The following is a 16,737-nucleotide window of genomic DNA, read 5'->3' as shown; positions in this document are numbered from 1 at the left end:
CGTCCGATGCCGGACCGGCTCCGGCCGATCTGGACGTCCGACTATTCGCGCAGTGCCGCCGCGGTCCGGGTGAGCGCGGCATCGAGCAGCGCGGCGTAATGCTCGACATCGGGCAGGACCGCCGGATCGGCATGCACCGAGACCGTCACCGTGTCGCCGAGGCCGTGCACGCCGTGCGTCAGGTGCATGACCGCCCCGAGCGCCGGAAATCCGGCGGTGAAGCGGACGCGGCCACCCGCGAGGGAGAGATCGGCCGGTCCCCGGTTCACGCTGGAGACAACCGTGTGGGCCGAGAGCGCGGCCGGGGCGTGGTCCAGCGGATAGGTCGCCACATCACGGCGCAGGATCGGGGCCGGGATGGTGGCGGTGACCCGGTCCTGCGCGGCCAGCAACGGATGCTCCGCGCGGCGGCGGCGCTCGGCGAGGGTGGCGGCGATGCGTTCGGCGCGGCGGCGGGGATCGGATTCGCCGACGTGCAGTTCGACCGCCAGATCGCGATAGTTGTTGCGGATCCGCCCCCGCGGCTGGCGATGGGCCATCGAAACCTGCGCCGCGATGCGCTCGCTCGGCTCACCGCGCGCTTCCAGATATCGCGGCAGGGCCGCACCGAGCGCGGTGAGCACCACCACCGTCACGGTGTGCCCCGGCACCCGCAGATCCGACCGGACCAGCATCCGCACCGCATGTGCCCGTGGCCGCGGCCCGCGGTTGAGCGGGGTCGGCGCCAACTCGGGCGCGATCGGGGGCAGCTCGCCACGGGCGGTGCGCGCGGCCAGCTCCCGCCGGGCGCGTTCGGCGGCGAGGCCGCTAGTTGCGGTGCGGCCGAGCAATATCGGCGCGGCCGCCAGCGAAAGCAATTCGGGCGCGAGGTCTTTCAGGGCACCGGTCACCGCCCACCCCGCGAGCGCGAGACTCGGCTTCGGCCGCCGGACCCGGCCGGGGCCGCCCGGCGTCGGGCGATCGCGAGGCGCGATGGAACCGCTCGGCTTCGGAAAACCTTCGGTCGAGACATAGCCGGGCGCTGCGGAAGAGCCGTCCGGAGAAACGGAACCGCTCGGCTTCGAAGAACCCTCGAACGAGACAGAGGCGGGCGCTGCGGAAGAGTCGTTCGGGGATCCGGAACCGGTTACGGCGGGGGGATCATCCGGCGAGGCAGAAGTGACCACCGCGACGGAACCGGGCGGCAAGACGGAACCGGGCATCGCGGAGGAGTCGCTCGGGGCGGCGGATGTGGGTGCTGCGGGAGAACCATCCGGCAAGAAGGCGGGGACCGCGCGGTCGCACCCGTCCGGGGACTGCGAGAAGAGGGCGCGGGCGATGGCGGCCGCCCGCTGCCCGTCGGCCAGCGCGTGTGACAGCTGTAAGACGGCGATCAGAGCGGGACCGTCGCCCGCCGGAGCGCCGCGCACGCCGCGAAACAAATGCAGCCGCCACGCATACTCTTCCGCGCGCAGGGGGCGGGCCACCAAGTCCCCAAGCGCCGCAACGGTATTCGCCCAATCGGTCCCGGCGCCCTCGTGCTCGACCACCTGATCGGCGACGAAATCACAAGGCGTCCACTCGGGATAGGCGAAGCGCCGCTCCCGCACGCGCAGCCGCAGATCGGCGATCTCGGCGCTGCGCCGGGCCACCAGCGCACGCAGGTCGGCCGTCGGCCGATCGGTCTCCTCGAAGCAGTAGAGCAGGAACAGATCGTTACCCGTCCGGCGGGACAGCCAGTATCTGGTCGCATCCTGCGGGGTCAACGCGGGCATCCGGCGATGCTATCCACACCTTTTGGCAACCACAAGGCAAACTTCGATCTTGTGGTGCGGCAACGACTTCCGCCGCACCGATGCCGCCGATTCCCTCGATCGACTCCGGCCGAAATGCTACATTCTGTAGTAGCAGATCTACCGATCACAACCCGGGTGGGGTGACTGCCATGGCAGCAAAAGACGGTGTTCTCGGCCGCCGGATGGCGGAGCAGGCCGATGCGATGGACTCGCGCTATCAAGCCGCGGCCTTCGTCAAGAGATCCATCAACAAGGTCTTCCCGACGCACTGGTCCTTCCTGCTCGGCGAGATCGCCCTGTTCAGCTTCGTCGTGCTGCTGCTGTCCGGGGTGTACCTGACACTGTTCTTCGACCCATCGATGTCCGAGGTCGTCTACAACGGCAGCTATCAACCGCTGCGCGGCGTCACCATGTCCCGGGCCTACGAGTCGGCGCTGGACATCACCTTCGAGGTGCGCGGCGGACTGTTCGTGCGACAGGTACATCATTGGGCCGCATTGCTTTTCGCCGCCGCGATGATCGTGCATCTGTGCCGGGTCTTCTTCACCGGCGCCTTCCGCCGCCCCCGCGAGGCGAACTGGGTGATCGGCTCGATCCTGCTGATCATCGCGATGTTCGAGGGCTTCTTCGGCTACTCGCTGCCCGACGATCTGCTCTCGGGCACCGGGTTGCGGGCGGCGTTCTCCGGGATCACGCTGGGCATGCCGGTGATCGGCACCTGGTTGCACTGGCTGATGTTCGACGGTGACTTCCCCGGCAACATCATCATTCCGCGCCTGTACATCGCGCACGTGCTGCTGTTCCCCGGCATCATGCTGGCCCTGATCGGCGCGCATATCGCACTGGTCTGGTACCAGAAGCACACCCAGTTCCCAGGCCCGGCGCGCACCGAGCGCAATGTGATCGGCGACCGGATCGTGCCGGTGTTCTCGATCGACCAGACCGCCTACTTCATGTTCACCCTGGGCGTGCTGGCGATCATGGGCGGCGTCCTGCAGATCAACCCGATCTGGAATCTGGGACCCTACAACCCCTCTCAGGTCTCGGCGGGTACCCAGCCCGACTTCTATCTGATGTGGACCGACGGCTGGCTGCGCCTGTTCCCGGCCTGGGAGGGCTACATCTTCGGGCACACCATTCCGGGCGCGGTCTCGGCCGCGATCATGATGCCCATCGTCTTCGGACTGCTGATCGGCTATCCGTGGATCGAAAAGCGGCTCACCAAGGACGACGCCCATCACAACCTGCTGCAGCGGCCGCGCGACGTCCCGGTGCGAACGGCGGTGGGCGCCATGGCCTTGACGTTCTACATCGTGCTGACGCTGGCCTGCGTGAACGACATCATCGCGTTCAAGTTCGATATCTCGCTCAATGCCACCACCTGGGCCTTCCGCATCGCCCTGCTGCTCGCGCCGCCGCTGGCCTACTTCGCGGCCTACCGGCTGTGCATCGCACTGCAGCGCAGCGACCGCCAGGTGCTCGAGCACGGTATCGAAACCGGCATCGTGCGCCGTTTGCCGCACGGTGAATACATCGAGGTCCACCAGCCGCTCGGTCCGGTCGATGCGGAGGGTCATCCGATTCCGCTCGAATACGCGGGTGCCGCGGTGCCGAAAAAGTTGAACCGGCTGGGCCTTTCGGGCAAGCCGGGCAGCGGCAGCTTCCTGCGGCCGGATCCGGCGGACCAGATGCGACAGCTGCGCGAGGTGGAACGCGATCAGGAACATCGGCAGTTGGCCGCGCTGCGCGAATATCAGGACGGCAAGCAGTAGCGTGGGTGAAATGCGGAGGCCCCGAGTCCACTTCGACCCGGGGCCCTTTTTGCCCAGTTACGGCCAACCTGTCAGGCCCGCCGGAACTCCCCCTCGCTCACGCCCGCGACGAAGGCGTCCCATTCGCCCGGCGTGAACGCCAACACCGGACCAGTGCCCTGGTCCTTGGTGTCACGCACTGCGACATTGCCGTCCACGAGAAACGCCACCTCTACGCAGTTTCCATCCGGACCGCTATGTCTGCTCTTACGCCACTGGGCACCGCTGTAATCAACCTTCACGGCACTAGCTCCTTTGCTGCGTCGAGAACGAAAATTCCTGGCATCGTTCGTACTGGCAACGGGATTCTGCAGTGCTCTCGAATCCCACCCTGCGCCTGAGGCTCCGGCGCACTGTGCATTCGCTGTGCACGTCCACTTAGTGCACCTTTGGGGGATTGCCCCCAATGTGCACCCTAGCAGGTTTCCGCAATGTGGCGCTGTTGTGTTTTCGTCTTCAATCATGCAAATCACAGGCGTACCGAATCGGACAATTGATTGCGGAAATATTGCTACTGGCAAGTATTAGACCGGCGGCAAAGCCGGAGTTTTGAAAATATGACGCGCGGTCGTACTACTGCGGCGGGCGGCCTATTTCGCGCCTGCGGAACGGGTGTGGATCATGGTTACGTGGTGGAACGCGATCGAGACGACATCGGACGTGCCCGGAATGCCCGACCCCGCGACCGCCTGGGCCGCCCCCTGCCGCCCGGCAGCGTCGGGGTCGAGCGAATCCCGGACGATTTGGACCTCCCGCCGGAGGAGACCGTGGCCTACGCGCAGCGGCTGCTCGACGACGGCCTGGCCTTCCACGCCCACGAGGTGCTCGAGGCGGCGTGGAAGAACGGACCGTTCGCCGAACGGATGCTGTGGCAGGGTCTGGCCCAGTTCGCGGTCGGCATCACCCACCTGCAACGCGGCAATCCGAAGGGCGCCCGCACCCTGCTCGAGCGGGCGGTCGGCCGGTTGCGCGCGGCGAGCCCGGCGCCGTACGGCATCGATACCCCAGGTCTGGTGGGGTTCGCCGAGGCGCTGTTGGCGGATCTGGCCGCCGACCGCGAGATCGACGAGGATCGGCTCCGGCCACGTCTACGGGGCTAGACACGCCGATCGGTAGCATGGGCGGATGTGCCCCCGAAAGTTGCCCAGCCGCTCATGACCGGTGCGGGCCGCTTCGCGCCCAGCCCCTCGGGCGATCTGCATCTGGGCAATCTGCGCACCGCCCTGCTGGCATGGCTGTTCGCCCGTTCGACCGGCCGCGCCTTCGTCATCCGGGTCGAGGACCTGGATCGGGTCCGCCCCGGCGCCGCCGAACGGCAGTTGGCCGACCTGGCCGCGATCGGCCTCGACTGGGACGGACCGATCACCTGGCAGTCCCGCCGTCTCGACCGGCACCACGCCGCGATCGCCCGGCTCACCGCGGCCGGGCTGACCTACGAATGTTATTGCACCCGAAGGGAGATCCAGCAGGCCGCGACCGCACCGCACGGCCCGATGGGCGCCTATCCCGGCACCTGCCGCGAGCTGTCCGGTGCCGAGCGGGCCGCCCGCCGCGCCGAAGGACGTCCCGCCGCGCTCCGACTGCGTTCGGACACAGCGGAATTCGAGATCGCCGATGAATTGCACGGTAATTACCGGGGCCTGGTGGACGATTTCGTACTGCGCCGCGGCGACGGCATCCCGGCCTACAACCTGGCGGTCGTCGTCGACGATGCCGAGCAGGGTATCGACCAGGTGGTACGCGGCGACGACCTGCTGCCATCGACCCCGCGCCAAGCGTATCTGGCTGCCCTGCTGGGATTTTCGGTGCCGCGCTATGCGCATGTGCCGCTGGTGCTCAATGCCGAGGGCAAGCGATTGGCCAAGCGCGACGGCGCGGTCACCCTCGCCGATCGGCTGTCTCTCGGCGAAACGCCCGAACAGGTCGTCGCACTGCTGGCCGACTCGCTCGGATATCGCGCGGACTCCCCCACCGCGCTGCTGCGCCAATTCCGCCCGGAATCGTTACCCAGGCAACCATGGACTTTCGATCCCCTCGGCGTGGTGCAATTCAGCGGAAATCCGTAACGTACGCAGTCGTCGCCGAACCTACGACCATTTCACGAGGACATTAGATGACCAGTGGTGGGTACGACCCCAACCAGTATCCGCAGGGCGGGCAGCCGTACGGCCAGCCGTACCCGCCGCCCGGCCAGCCCTACGGTCAGCAGCCGTACGGCCAGCAGCCGAATCCCGCTGGCGGACAATACGGTCAGCCCGGCGGTCAGTCCTACGGCCAACAGCCTTACGGCCAGCAGCAGCCCTATGGCCAGGACGCCTACGGGCAGCAGCAGCCGTTCGGTGGCCAGCAGCCGTACCCGGGCGGGCAGGATCCCTACGGCCAGCAACCGTACGGGCAGCAGCCGGGCTTTCCGCCGGGCGCCGTGCCCGGTGATCTGGGGATGCGCTTCCTGGCCAGGCTCATCGACGGCGTGCTCGTGGGCATCCCGGTCGCGATCATCTTCATGTTCCTCGGCCGCGGCATGGGCGTGCAGCTCCTGCAGGGCATCGTCATGTTCGGCGCGTACGTGGGCTACTTCGTGCTCATGGAGACCTCACAGGGCGCCACGATCGGCAAGAAGCTGCTGAAGCTGCGGGTGCTGGCTCCGGGTGGCGGTCAGCTGGATGCGGCCACCTCGCTCAAGCGCAACCTGTGGTCGCTGGCCGGGATCGTGCCGTGCCTGGGCGGACTGGTCGCGCTGGGTCTGGGCATCTACATCGCCGTGACCATCTCCCAGGATCCCAACGGCCAGGGGTGGCACGACAAGTTCGCGGGCGGCACCCAGGTCGTCAAGGGCTGACCGACCGACCGGAAGCAACAGGGGCGCACTCGGTGTCGAGTGCGCCCCTGTTTCGTGCGGCGAAATCAGCTGGTGCCGCTGAAGGCGATGACGAAGACGAACCACAGCACGCTCAGGACGAGGGCGATGCCGCTGATCCAGATTCCGGCCAGGGCCAGGCCGCGGCCCTCCTGGCCGGTCTGCTTGATCTGGTTGAGGGCGATCGGGCCGAGGATCAGGCCGACGACGAAACCCACTCCGCAGGTGAAGAATCCGACCAGGGCTGCGATCAGCGCGCCGATGGCCATGCCATTGGTGCCCTGGGCCTGGGGATAGCCGTACGGTTGGTAGCCGGGGGCGGGCGGGTAGCCGCCGTAACCGGGCTGGCCGTAGGGAGCACCCGGGGGCTGGGGATAACTCGGATACTGCTGCTGCGGCGGCGGAGTCATCGGCTGAGCCTGGTAGTGCGGGGCCGACGTCTGGCCGGACGACGGTTGCGGCGGTGCCGGCGGCGGGGGCGCCGAAGCGTGGCCGCCGGACTCCGACGACACGCCCTCGCCGCCGTACTGCTTCCACCATTCGTCGGAATCGCCGGGATTCGTCATTCTCACAGCCTATTCGACGGGTGTCCGCTGCCGGTATCCTCCAGAGCTCGTGAGTGACACCAAGCCATCTCCGGACGTCGAAGGGTCTGGACGCCCCGCGGCCGAACACGCAGCATTCGCACGCGCCGCGGGGGGACCGTTCACGCTGATCGTGACGTTGTTCACGGCCACCCTGATGATCTCCAACATCTGCGCCACCAAGGGCGTGCAGTTCTTCCGCGGCGAACAGCTGTCGCTGGGACCGATCGACATCCTGCCGATCACCACCGATGCCGCCTTCTTCCTCTTCCCGCTCGCCTACGTCATCGGCGATGTGCTGAGCGAGGTCTACGGCTTCCGCGCCGCCCGGCGCACGATCTACTACGGCTTCGGCATGCTGGCGCTGATGGTGGTCTGCTTCTGGATCGCGATCGAATTGCCCGCGGCCGAGTTCTATCCGAATCAGGACGCCTTCCGCACGGTCGTCGGCACCACGCCGCAGCTGGTCGCCGCCGGGCTCGCGGGCTATGTCATCGGTCAGTTCCTGAACTCGATGACGCTGGTGCTGATCAAGGAGCGCACCAAGGAGAAGCATCTGTGGGCGCGGCTGCTCGGCTCCACCGTGGCCGGCGAGTTCGGGGACACGCTGGTGTTCTGCTCGATCGCGGCGACGGCCATCGGGATCGATACCTGGGGCGCGTTCGTGAATTACGTGATCGTGGGCTTCGTATGGAAGACGCTGGTCGAGGTGTTCGTGCTGCCGATCAGCTATCGCGTCATCGGCTATCTGAAGAAGCGCGAAACCAGTTACGCGCCTTTGGAGAAGCCCGCGATCTACTCCTGACGCAACCGTCCGCGCCAGCGTCCGAAGAACTCCGCCTTGAACTCGTCGAAGCGGCCGTCATCGATGCTGGCGCGGATGTCGTCGACCAGCCGCACCGTGAAGCGTTCGTTGTGGATGGTGCACAGGGTCGAGGCCAGCATCTCCTTGGCCTTGAACAGGTGATGGATGTAGGCGCGGGTGTAGTGGGCGCAGGTGTAGCAGTCGCAGGTCTCGTCGATCGGGGTGAAGTCGCGGCGGAAGCGGCTGGTGTTGATGTTGAATCGGCCCTCGGCCACGTAGAGGGCGGCGTTGCGGGCCACCCGCGACGGGTTCACGCAGTCGAAGGTGTCCGCGCCGTTCTCCACCGCGACGAAGATGTCCTCCGGTTCGCTGATGCCCAGTAGGTGGCGCGGCTTGTCCTCGGGCAGTTCGTCACAGCACCAGCCGACGATGGTGCCCAGATTATGCTTCTCCAGCGCGCCGCCGATGCCGTAGCCGTCGAATCCCGTTCCGCCCGCGCCGCGCATGGCCTCGAGGTCGCGACATGCCTTGCGGCGCAGATCCTCGTACTGCGCGCCCTGGATCACGGCGAACAGCGCTTGATAGGGCCGATGGGCGCGCTCGGCGGTGAGCCGCTCGTGCGCATCGATGCAGCGCTGCGCCCACTCGTGTGTGCGTTGTAGCGACTTCTCCTGGTAGGCGCGGGTGTTCAGCAGCGTGGTCAGCTCGTCGAAGGCGAACATGACATCGGCGCCGAGCCGATGCTGGATGCTCATCGAGACCTCGGGGGTGAACCGGTGTTTGGAGCCGTCGAGATGGGAGCGGAAGGTGACGCCGTCGTCGTCGACCACCGCGAGGCGTTCCTTGCCCTTGGCGATCACATCGTCGCTCCGCACGCCGACGGCCTCCATGGCCAGCACCTTCTTGAACCCCACCCCCAGCGACATGACCTGGAAGCCGCCGCTGTCGGTGAAGGTCGGCCCCGCCCAGTTCATGAACTTGCCCAGCCCCCCGGCCTCGTCCACGATATCCGGCCCCGGCTGCAGATACAGGTGATAGGCATTGGCCAGCACCGCCTGCGCCCCCAGCTCCTTCATGGCCTCGGGCAGCACGGCCTTGACCGTGGCCTTGGTTCCGACGGGGGTGAAGGCGGGGGTCTGGATGTCGCCGTGTGGGGTGCGAATTACGCCGGTGCGCCCATGCCGTCCTTCGAGGCGGGAGTTGACGGTGAACGAGAACGACGCTGGATCAGGCACTCAGCAATATTGCCGCCCCGGCCCCGGCGCTGGCGCGCCGGGGCCGGGGAATCGAGAGGGCCGGGCCCGAACGGGGGCCTGAGCGGAGTCGGCCGTGCCCTCAGAGGGGACCCGGACGGGCATCGATCGGGCCCCCGACGGGATCTAGACGACGTCGACCGTGTCCTCGTCGACCAGGTCCTGATCCACGGCAGCGCCCGCGAATTGGGCGTTGTACAGCCGGTAGTAGGCGCCGTGGGCGGCGAGCAGTCGCTCGTGGGTGCCGGTTTCTACGATGCGGCCGGATTCCATGACGACGATCAGGTCGGCATCGCGGATGGTCGAGAGGCGGTGGGCGATCACGAAGCTGGTGCGGTCGCGACGTAGGGCGGCCATGGCCTGTTGGACCAGGAGTTCGGTACGGGTGTCGACGGAGCTGGTGGCCTCATCGAGGATGAGGATCGACGGTTTGGCGAGGAAGGCTCGGGCGATCGTGATGAGCTGTTTCTCGCCCGCGCTGACACCCGCGCCTTCTTCGTCGATCACGGTGTCGTAGCCGTGTGGCAGCGCGTGCACGAAGCGGTCGACGTAGGCGGCGCGCGCGGCGGCGAGGATCTCCTCCTCGCTGGCGTTCGGATCGCCGTAGGCGATGTTCTCGCGAATGGTCCCGCTGAACAGCCAGGTGTCCTGCAGCACCATGCCGATGTGGGAGCGCAGGCGGTCGCGGGTGATGTGGGTGATGTCGACACCGTCGATGCGGATCGAACCGGAATCGAGCTCGTAGAACCGTTCCAGCAGGTTCACCAGTGTGGTCTTGCCCGCGCCGGTCGGGCCGACGATGGCCACCACATGTCCGGGCTCGGCCACCAGCGACAGCTCCTCGAGCACCGGCTTGTCCGGCTCGTACCGGAACGACACCGTGTCGAACTCCACCCGCCCCCGCTCGAGCGACCGTGAATCCTCGACCTTCGGATCGGCCACCTGCTCGTCGGCGTCGAGGAGCTCGAAGATCCGCTCGGCCGACGCGACCCCGGACTGCAGCAGATTGACCATCTGCCCGATCTGGGTGAGCGGCTGAGTGAATTGGCGCGAGTACTGGATGAACGCCTGCACCTCGCCCAGCGACAGGCTGCCGGAGGCCACCCGCAGCCCGCCCACCACGGCGATCAGGACGAAGTTCAGGTTCCCCACGAACATGATCACCGGCATGATCAGCCCGGAGATGAACTGCGCCTTGAAACTGGACTCGTAGAGCCGTCCGTTGCGCCGGTCGAACTCCTGGCCCATCTCGCGGCTGCGGCCGAAGGCGGTGACCACCTCGTGTCCGGTGTAGGCCTCCTCCACCTGGGCGTTCACCAGACCGGTGTACTTCCACTGATCCACGAAATGCGGTTTGGAGCGCTTGGCGATCTGCGCGGTCAGGATCACCACCACCGGCACCGTGAGCAGTGCGATGACCGCCAGCAGCCACGAGATCCAGAACATCATGGCCAGAATGCCGATCACCGAGAGCACCGAGACCACCAGCTGACTCAGCGTCTGCTGCATGCTCTGCGCCACGTTGTCGACATCGTTGGTGACCCGCGACAGCACATCACCGCGTGGGGTCGAATCGAAGTAGCTCAACGGCAGGCGATGGATCTTCTCCTCGATCTCGCTGCGCAATCGCCGCATCGCCCGGTTGATGACCGAGACCAGCAGACGGGCCTGCAACCAGCCGAACAGCGCCGCGGCCAGATACAGCACCAGCACGATCAGCAACACCCGGCCCACGGCCGAGAAGTCCACTCCCACACCGGGAATCACATGCATCCCGCCGAGCATGTCGGCGAGCTCGTCCTGCCCCTGCGCTCGCAGCTGGGCGACCGCCTGCTCCTTGCTCAGCCCGGCGGGCAGCTGTTTGCCGACGACGCCGTCGAAGATGAGATTGGTGGCCCTGCCAAGGATCTGCGGCCCGAGCACGGTCAGCACCACCGACACGGTCGCGAGCGCGAAAATGGCAATGAGATAGGGCTTTTCCGGTGCGAGCCGACCCAGCAATCGCTGCAGCGAGGGCCCGAACGAACGGGCCTTGGTGCCCGGCGCCCCCGGGCCCGGCATACCGGGCCTCATCGGGCCGCCTCCTCGGGGCTGAACTGCGAGTGGACGATTTCGCGGTATTCGGCGCAGTCGCGCAGCAATTGGTCATGCGTACCCAGCCCGACCATCGCACCGTCCTCGAGCACCACGATCTGATCCGCGTCACGAATCGTCGAAATCCGTTGCGCCACCGTGATCACAGCCGCCTGCGCGGTCTCGGGCCGCAGCGCCTCGCGCACCCGGGCGTCGGTGGCGACGTCGAGCGCGGAGAAACAGTCGTCGAACAGGTAGATCTTGGGCCTGCGCACCAGCGCCCGCGCGATCGCGAGCCGTTGCCGCTGCCCGCCGGATACCGTCGTACCGCCCTGCGCCACTTCGGTTTCCAATCCGTTCGGCATATCGCGGACGAAGTCGTCGGCCTGCGCGATCGCCAGGCACCGCCACAACTGTTCGTCGGTGGCCTCCGGGTCGCCGTAGCGCAGATTGGAGGCGATCGTGCCGGAGAACAGATAGGCCTTCTGCGGCACCAGCCCGATCTGGGCCCGCAACAGCTCCGGATCCAGTTGGCGCACATCGGTTCCGCCCACGTAGACCGCGCCGTCGGTGACGTCGATGAGCCGCGGGATCAGATTGATCAGCGTGGTCTTGCCCGAACCGGTCGAGCCGACGATCGCGGTGGTGGTGCCGGGTTCGGCGCGGAATCGGATGCCGCGCAGCACCGGCTTCTCCGCACCCGGGAACCGGAACTCCGCGAAGGCCACGTCGACCACCCCGGGATCGGTGGTGAACGGCTGCGGCGCCGGCGGCGGTACGACCGAGGATTCGGTCTCGAGCACCGCGCCGATCCGCTCGGCCGACACCGCCGCGCGTGGGGCGAGCATGGCCAGGAACGAGGCCATCATGACGGCCATCAGGATCTGCATGATGTAGGACAGCAGCGCGGTCAGCGAGCCGATCTGCATCTGGCCGGCATCGATGGCATACCCGCCGAACCAGATCACCGCGATCGTGGTCAGATTGCTGATCAGCAGCACGGCCGGGAACATCAGCGCGGTCAATCGCCCGACGAACAGCGATGCCTCGGTGAGTTCGGCATTGGCGACGCCGAAGCGCCGGATCTCCTGCCGCTCCCGCACGAACGCCCGAACCACTCGAATGCCCGTGATCTGTTCGCGCAGCACCCGATTCACCGCATCGATGCGGTCCTGCACGCGCCGGAAGCCGGGCACCATCCGCGAGATGATCAGGGCCATGGTCAGCCCCAGCACCGGCACCGCGACCAGCAGGATCCAGGACAGCCCGGCGTCCTGACGCAGCGCCATGACGATGCCGCCGACGCACATGATCGGGGCCATCACCAGGATGGTCACGCTCATCACCACCAGCAGCTGCACCTGCTGCACATCGTTGGTGTTGCGGGTGATCAACGAGGGAGCGCCGAAGATGCCGACCTCGCGAGCGGAGAACGCGCCCACCCGGTGCAGCAGCGCCGCGCGGATGTCGCGGCCCGCGCCCATGGCCGCCTGCGCGCCGAAGTAGACCGATACCGACGAGGCGAGGATCTGCACCCCCGACACCAGCAGCATCCAGCCGCCGGTGGACCAGATGTAGCCGATATCACCCTTGGTGACGCCGTAATCGATGAGGTCGGCATTCAGGCTCGGCAGGTACAACATCGCGATGACCGAGATGAGCTGCAGCACAACCACGCCCGCCAGCTGGGTGCGGTAGGGGGCGAGGAAGCTCCGCAGCAATCTGATCAACATATGCGTGCAGGCTACCGCCAAAATGTGACGTGCGCCGCCAGAATTTCCGTCCGGGCGGTCGGTCTCAGGGGCCTTCCGGAACCGGCCGCCGCGACCAGGCGCCCGGATCGGTGACCAGATCCGCGACGAAATCCGGCAGCTTGTCCCAGGCGATATCGGCGATGGACACCTGCTCGAGCACCGCGCGAATGTTCACCCGCAGCGCGATCCACACCCGCTGCAGCGGCTCGGCCGCACCCGAGTAGGTCACGTCCTCCGGCCGCTCCCCGCGCACCGAGGCGAGCGGACCCTCCACCGCGCGGATCACATCGGCGATGCTGATCTCGGCGGCGGGCCGCGCCAGCCGGTAGCCGCCGTCGGGTCCGCGGCGGCTGGTCACCAGTCCGGCCCGGCGCAGTTCGGCCGCGGCCGATTCGAGGATCTTGGGTGGTATGCCCTGAGCGCTGGCGATGGCATCGGCCTTCACCGAATTCGGCTGGGCGCGAGCGATTTCCAGCAGTACCCGGACGGCGTAGTCGACCCTAGCCGAGATGTGCACGGCGGCCCCCGACCTCGTCGCCGGTGGCCAGCACACCGAGCGCGGCATCCAGCAACACCCGCTCGATCAACTCGTCACCGGCAACGGGCACCAGCTCCTTCGACCACAGCACCGTGCCCAGCACCTCCAGAGCCGCGCTGGCTCGCAGCAGGCCCTCGTCGGAAGCGTCCGGACCGGCCAGCCACGAGCACAGCCGCCGATGCATGTCGACCATGTCCGGGTAGCGGTTGCCGATGGCGTTGATGATCGCGACCATATCCCGCACGCACATCGCGCCCGCGGTGCGATGCCGCAGCAGCGTGCGGAGCTGGCGGGTGAGTACCTCGCGCACGGCATCCGATCCGTAGGGAATCTCCTCGGCCGCGTCCACGACCGCCTGCAGATCGTCGAAGATCGGTTCGATGATCGCCAGGAGCAGATCCAGCTTCGAGGCGTAGTGATAGTAGAGCGACGCTTTTGTGATTCCTACCGCATCCGCGACCTCGCGCAGGCTCGTCTGATCGAATCCTTTACTCGAAAAGAGTTTGACCGCGGCCTCGCGTATCGCATCCTTGGTACCCCCACCTGCGGCAACGGTTCCGGAAGCACTTCGGACGCTCATTCGACGATCCTCTCATCACCCTGTCACACAACAAACCACAGCCCAAGAGCAGAGGTTGTTCCTCCGCTTACCGCTCGGTAGTCTACCTACCGCACGGTAGGCAGAAAGCGTAATTGGAGGCGGACCGCGTGCAGGGCGGCCGCGAAGTGCTGTCTGCGACGCCCGAATTCAGCACACGACCCGGCAATCGCTAGGAGATCCCCGCGTGTCCGTATACCTCTATCGGTGGGGCAGATTCGCCTTCCGCCGGAAATGGCTGGTACTACCGATCTGGCTGCTCGCGTTCCTGGTACTGGGCGGCCTCGGCGTGAGCCTGAAGAAGCCGACCACCGACGACTTCAACATGCCGAACCTGCCGTCCCAGCGTGCGACCGACATCCTGGACAAGCAGTTCCCGGGCGCCTCGGCGGCCTTCAAATTCGACGCCGTGACCGGCACATACGTGATCGGCGCACCCGCCGGGCAGAAGCTCACCGATCCGGCCAACAGGGCCGCGGTCGAGGCCCTGGTGCACAAGCTCAACGGGCTCGAGATGGTCGATCAAAGCAAGAAGCCCCCGCAGCAGCCGGGCGGGGTGGTGGTGAATCCGATCGACGCGACCGCGGCGATGGGCTGTCTCACCGGCGATCGCAACGATCCGGCCTTCCCCTCGCGCTGCAGCCTCGCGCCACTGAACGTGCTGGGCAAGGGCTCGGCCGCGCCGGACACCGTGGCCTTCGTGCAGGTGCCGTTCAAGATCGCGAAGTTCACCGATGTCACCGCCGCGCAGCGGGACGAGGCGTACGACGTCGCCGACGACGCCCGCAACGCCGGACTCACGGTCGAGCTCAGCGGCACCATCGCGATGAAGCAGATGGCCTCGAGCGGTAAGGCCGAGATGATCGGCTACGCGGTCGCCTTCATCGTGATGATGGTCGCGTTCGGTGCGCTGATCGCCGCATTCGTGCCGATCCTCACCGGCGTGGTGGGCGTGGGCGCCGCCTCCGCGCTGATCATGATGGGCACCTCGGCCATCGAAATCCCCAGCTTCACCATGATCCTGGCGTCGATGATCGGCATCGCGCTGTCGATCGACTACGCGCTGTTCATCGTCTCGCGCTACAAACACGAACTGGCCGTACAGGATTCGCCGGAGGAGGCCGCGGGCATCGCCATCGGCACCGCCGGCTCGGCCGTGGTGTTCGCGGGCATGACCGTGATCATCGCGCTGTGCGGGCTGAGCATCGTGCGGATCAACTTCCTGACCTGGATGGGTCTGGGCGGCGCGATCGCGGCGGCCTTCGCCATCCTGGTGGCGCTGACGCTGCTGCCCGCGCTGATGGGCGCGTTCGGCAAGTACCTGTTCAAGCCGAAGCTGCCGCTGGTCGCCAAGCACGATCCCGAGGACGAGAACTCGGTCACCAACGGTATGCGGTTCGGCCGCCTGATCGGCCGCTTCCCCGCGGTGACGCTGATCCTGAGCATCCTGGTCCTCGGTGCGCTGGCCGCGCCCGCGGCGAAGCTGAGCCTGGGCCTGCCCGGCGACGACAGCCAGCCCAAGACCTCGACCGTCCGCAAGGCCTACGACCTGCGCACGGCCGGATTCGGCGAGGGCAGCAACGGCATTCTGACCGTCGTCGCGGATCTGAGCAATGTCGTTCCGGCGCAACGGCAGGCGGCGGTCGACGCGCTGCGCGAGAAGCTGGGTTCCTATGACGGCATGGACTACGTCACCGCGGCGAAGACCAACAGGTCCGACCCGCAGACCATGGCGAACGACTTCGAGCACAGCACCGGCGCACAGCTGATGGCCGTGCCGAAGTCGGGTCCGAACAACACCGCCACCCAGGACCTGGTCCAGCACGCGCGCGATGCCGAGGGTGAGTTCAAGTCCAAGTACGGCATGGAATACGGCATCACCGGCACCACGGCCATCTACGCCGATGTGTCGAACGCGCTGCTCAGCAAGATCGCCCCGTATATGGCGATCGTGGCGGCCGCCGCATTCGTCCTGCTGGTGCTGGTGTTCCGCTCGATTCTGGTGCCGCTGACCGCCGCGCTGGGCTTCCTGCTCTCCATGGCGGCCACCTTCGGCGCGACCGTGCTGATCTTCCAGCAGGGCAAGCTCGGCCTGATCGAGGATCCGCATCCGCTGGTCAGCTTCCTGCCGATCATGTTGATCGGCTTGGTCTTCGGCCTGGCCATGGACTATCAGGTGTTCCTGGTGACGCGCATGCGCGAGGAGTACATGCACGGCAAATCGCCCAAGGAGGCCGTGGTCAGCGGCTATCACCACGGCGCGCGCGTGGTCACCTCGGCGGCGATCATCATGATCTCGGTATTCGGCGGCTTCATTCTCGAGGACGATGTGACCGCGAAGTCGATGGGCTTCGCACTGGCGGCCGGTGTGCTGCTGGACGCGTTCGTGGTCCGGATGGTGCTGATTCCGTCGCTGCTGGTCCTGATGGGCAAGTGGTCGTGGTGGATTCCCAAGTGGCTGGATCGGATCCTGCCCGATATCGATGTCGAGGGCAGCAAGCTGCGCGAGTTGCAGCAACGCGCCCGCGACGAGGCCGAAAAGCGCGACCCGATCCCGGTCGGCTGAGGCCGAGGTCCTCCCTTCCCGGAACCCGGGAAGGGAGGACCAGCTTTGTCTTGATCTTGTAGCAACTAACCAGCAGACTCGGACGTGATGTTCTCCAGGCTCGATTCCGCGACCGCTAGGAGA

General features: G+C 66.8%; 14 protein-coding genes. 6 read left to right on the top strand and 8 right to left on the bottom strand.

Annotated elements, in window-relative coordinates:
* Positions 1 to 41: 41 nt before the first annotated feature.
* Complete coding sequence (locus NDR87_RS34195; protein ID WP_251918049.1) at positions 42 to 1,754, bottom strand: WS/DGAT domain-containing protein; 1,713 nt, start codon at positions 1,752 to 1,754, stop codon at positions 42 to 44.
* A 170-nt stretch (positions 1,755 to 1,924) separates the two neighbouring features.
* Here NDR87_RS34195 and NDR87_RS34190 point away from each other — a divergent pair, with 170 nt between their 5' ends.
* Positions 1,925 to 3,547 (top strand): cytochrome bc complex cytochrome b subunit, encoded by a 1,623-nt coding sequence (locus NDR87_RS34190; RefSeq protein WP_286014369.1) that lies wholly within the window; start codon positions 1,925 to 1,927, stop codon positions 3,545 to 3,547.
* A 71-nt stretch (positions 3,548 to 3,618) separates the two neighbouring features.
* Here the strand turns inward: NDR87_RS34190 and NDR87_RS37800 are convergent, their stop codons facing one another.
* Positions 3,619 to 4,050, bottom strand: a complete 432-nt coding sequence (locus NDR87_RS37800) for a DUF397 domain-containing protein (RefSeq protein ID WP_308212184.1) — start codon at positions 4,048 to 4,050, stop codon at positions 3,619 to 3,621.
* A gap of 165 nt (positions 4,051 to 4,215) precedes the next feature.
* Between NDR87_RS37800 and NDR87_RS34180 the strand changes: the two genes are divergently transcribed.
* Genes NDR87_RS34180 through NDR87_RS34170 form a run of 3 tightly spaced genes read left to right on the top strand, consistent with a single transcriptional unit; the run spans position 4,216 to position 6,425 of the window.
* A complete protein-coding gene (locus NDR87_RS34180) occupies positions 4,216 to 4,686 on the top strand; it encodes a DUF309 domain-containing protein (RefSeq protein WP_251918047.1) in 471 nt (156 codons plus the stop codon).
* Between the two features lie 54 nt (positions 4,687 to 4,740).
* The gene (gene gluQRS, locus NDR87_RS34175; RefSeq protein ID WP_251918087.1) at positions 4,741 to 5,652 is read left to right on the top strand and encodes a tRNA glutamyl-Q(34) synthetase GluQRS; all 912 of its coding nucleotides are present in this window, start codon (positions 4,741 to 4,743) and stop codon (positions 5,650 to 5,652) included.
* Positions 5,653 to 5,699: 47 nt separating this feature from the next.
* Positions 5,700 to 6,425: an RDD family protein gene (locus tag NDR87_RS34170; RefSeq protein WP_251918046.1), complete on the top strand. Its 726-nt coding sequence runs from the start codon at positions 5,700 to 5,702 to the stop codon at positions 6,423 to 6,425.
* Between the two features lie 65 nt (positions 6,426 to 6,490).
* Here the strand turns inward: NDR87_RS34170 and NDR87_RS34165 are convergent, their stop codons facing one another.
* Positions 6,491 to 7,009 (bottom strand): DUF4190 domain-containing protein, encoded by a 519-nt coding sequence (locus NDR87_RS34165; protein ID WP_251918045.1) that lies wholly within the window; start codon positions 7,007 to 7,009, stop codon positions 6,491 to 6,493.
* Between the two features lie 49 nt (positions 7,010 to 7,058).
* Between NDR87_RS34165 and NDR87_RS34160 the strand changes: the two genes are divergently transcribed.
* Positions 7,059 to 7,832 carry a queuosine precursor transporter gene (locus NDR87_RS34160; protein ID WP_372494384.1) on the top strand — a complete coding sequence of 258 codons (774 nt, stop codon included), beginning with the start codon at positions 7,059 to 7,061 and terminating at the stop codon, positions 7,830 to 7,832.
* Here the strand turns inward: NDR87_RS34160 and tgt are convergent.
* The 5 genes from tgt to NDR87_RS34135 form a co-directional block, all read right to left on the bottom strand.
* The gene (gene tgt / locus NDR87_RS34155) at positions 7,823 to 9,067 is read right to left on the bottom strand and encodes a tRNA guanosine(34) transglycosylase Tgt (protein ID WP_251918044.1); all 1,245 of its coding nucleotides are present in this window, start codon (positions 9,065 to 9,067) and stop codon (positions 7,823 to 7,825) included. The genes NDR87_RS34160 and tgt overlap by 10 nt on opposite strands.
* A gap of 144 nt (positions 9,068 to 9,211) precedes the next feature.
* Positions 9,212 to 11,158, bottom strand: a complete 1,947-nt coding sequence (locus NDR87_RS34150; RefSeq protein WP_251918043.1) for an ABC transporter ATP-binding protein — start codon at positions 11,156 to 11,158, stop codon at positions 9,212 to 9,214.
* On the bottom strand, positions 11,155 to 12,891 hold the full coding sequence (locus NDR87_RS34145) for an ABC transporter ATP-binding protein (protein ID WP_251918042.1): 1,737 nt from the start codon (positions 12,889 to 12,891) through the stop codon (positions 11,155 to 11,157). The genes NDR87_RS34150 and NDR87_RS34145 overlap by 4 nt, the downstream gene beginning before the upstream one ends.
* Before the next feature lie 64 nt (positions 12,892 to 12,955).
* Entirely contained in the window at positions 12,956 to 13,429 is a 474-nt protein-coding gene (locus tag NDR87_RS34140) for an Rrf2 family transcriptional regulator (protein WP_251918041.1), read from the bottom strand.
* The gene (locus tag NDR87_RS34135) at positions 13,413 to 14,030 is read right to left on the bottom strand and encodes a TetR/AcrR family transcriptional regulator (RefSeq protein WP_251918040.1); all 618 of its coding nucleotides are present in this window, start codon (positions 14,028 to 14,030) and stop codon (positions 13,413 to 13,415) included. The genes NDR87_RS34140 and NDR87_RS34135 overlap by 17 nt, the downstream gene beginning before the upstream one ends.
* A gap of 205 nt (positions 14,031 to 14,235) precedes the next feature.
* Between NDR87_RS34135 and NDR87_RS34130 the strand changes: the two genes are divergently transcribed.
* Complete coding sequence (locus tag NDR87_RS34130) at positions 14,236 to 16,614, top strand: MMPL family transporter (RefSeq protein ID WP_251918039.1); 2,379 nt, start codon at positions 14,236 to 14,238, stop codon at positions 16,612 to 16,614.
* The last annotated feature ends 123 nt before the right edge of the window (positions 16,615 to 16,737 follow it).

Source organism: Nocardia sp. CDC159 (genome assembly GCF_023740735.1).
GTDB classification, from domain to species: Bacteria; Actinomycetota; Actinomycetes; order Mycobacteriales; family Mycobacteriaceae; genus Nocardia; species Nocardia pulmonis.
The sequence above is the reverse complement of the archived record's forward strand: the minus strand, read 5'-3'. Positions and strand labels throughout refer to the sequence as shown.

What these genes read in the sequence shown, in the direction of transcription:
- NDR87_RS34190 (WP_286014369.1), top strand. Translation starts at nt 1,925, where the DNA reads ATGGCAGCAAAAGACGGTGTTCTCGGCCGCCGGATGGCGGAGCAGGCC.
- NDR87_RS34150 (WP_251918043.1), bottom strand. Translation starts at nt 11,158, where the DNA reads ATGAGGCCCGGTATGCCGGGCCCGGGGGCGCCGGGCACCAAGGCCCGT.
- gluQRS (WP_251918087.1), top strand. Translation starts at nt 4,741, where the DNA reads ATGACCGGTGCGGGCCGCTTCGCGCCCAGCCCCTCGGGCGATCTGCAT.
- NDR87_RS34165 (WP_251918045.1), bottom strand. Translation starts at nt 7,009, where the DNA reads ATGACGAATCCCGGCGATTCCGACGAATGGTGGAAGCAGTACGGCGGC.
- NDR87_RS37800 (WP_308212184.1), bottom strand. Translation starts at nt 4,050, where the DNA reads ATGATTGAAGACGAAAACACAACAGCGCCACATTGCGGAAACCTGCTA.
- NDR87_RS34145 (WP_251918042.1), bottom strand. Translation starts at nt 12,891, where the DNA reads ATGTTGATCAGATTGCTGCGGAGCTTCCTCGCCCCCTACCGCACCCAG.
- NDR87_RS34135 (WP_251918040.1), bottom strand. Translation starts at nt 14,030, where the DNA reads ATGAGCGTCCGAAGTGCTTCCGGAACCGTTGCCGCAGGTGGGGGTACC.
- NDR87_RS34195 (WP_251918049.1), bottom strand. Translation starts at nt 1,754, where the DNA reads ATGCCCGCGTTGACCCCGCAGGATGCGACCAGATACTGGCTGTCCCGC.
- NDR87_RS34170 (WP_251918046.1), top strand. Translation starts at nt 5,700, where the DNA reads ATGACCAGTGGTGGGTACGACCCCAACCAGTATCCGCAGGGCGGGCAG.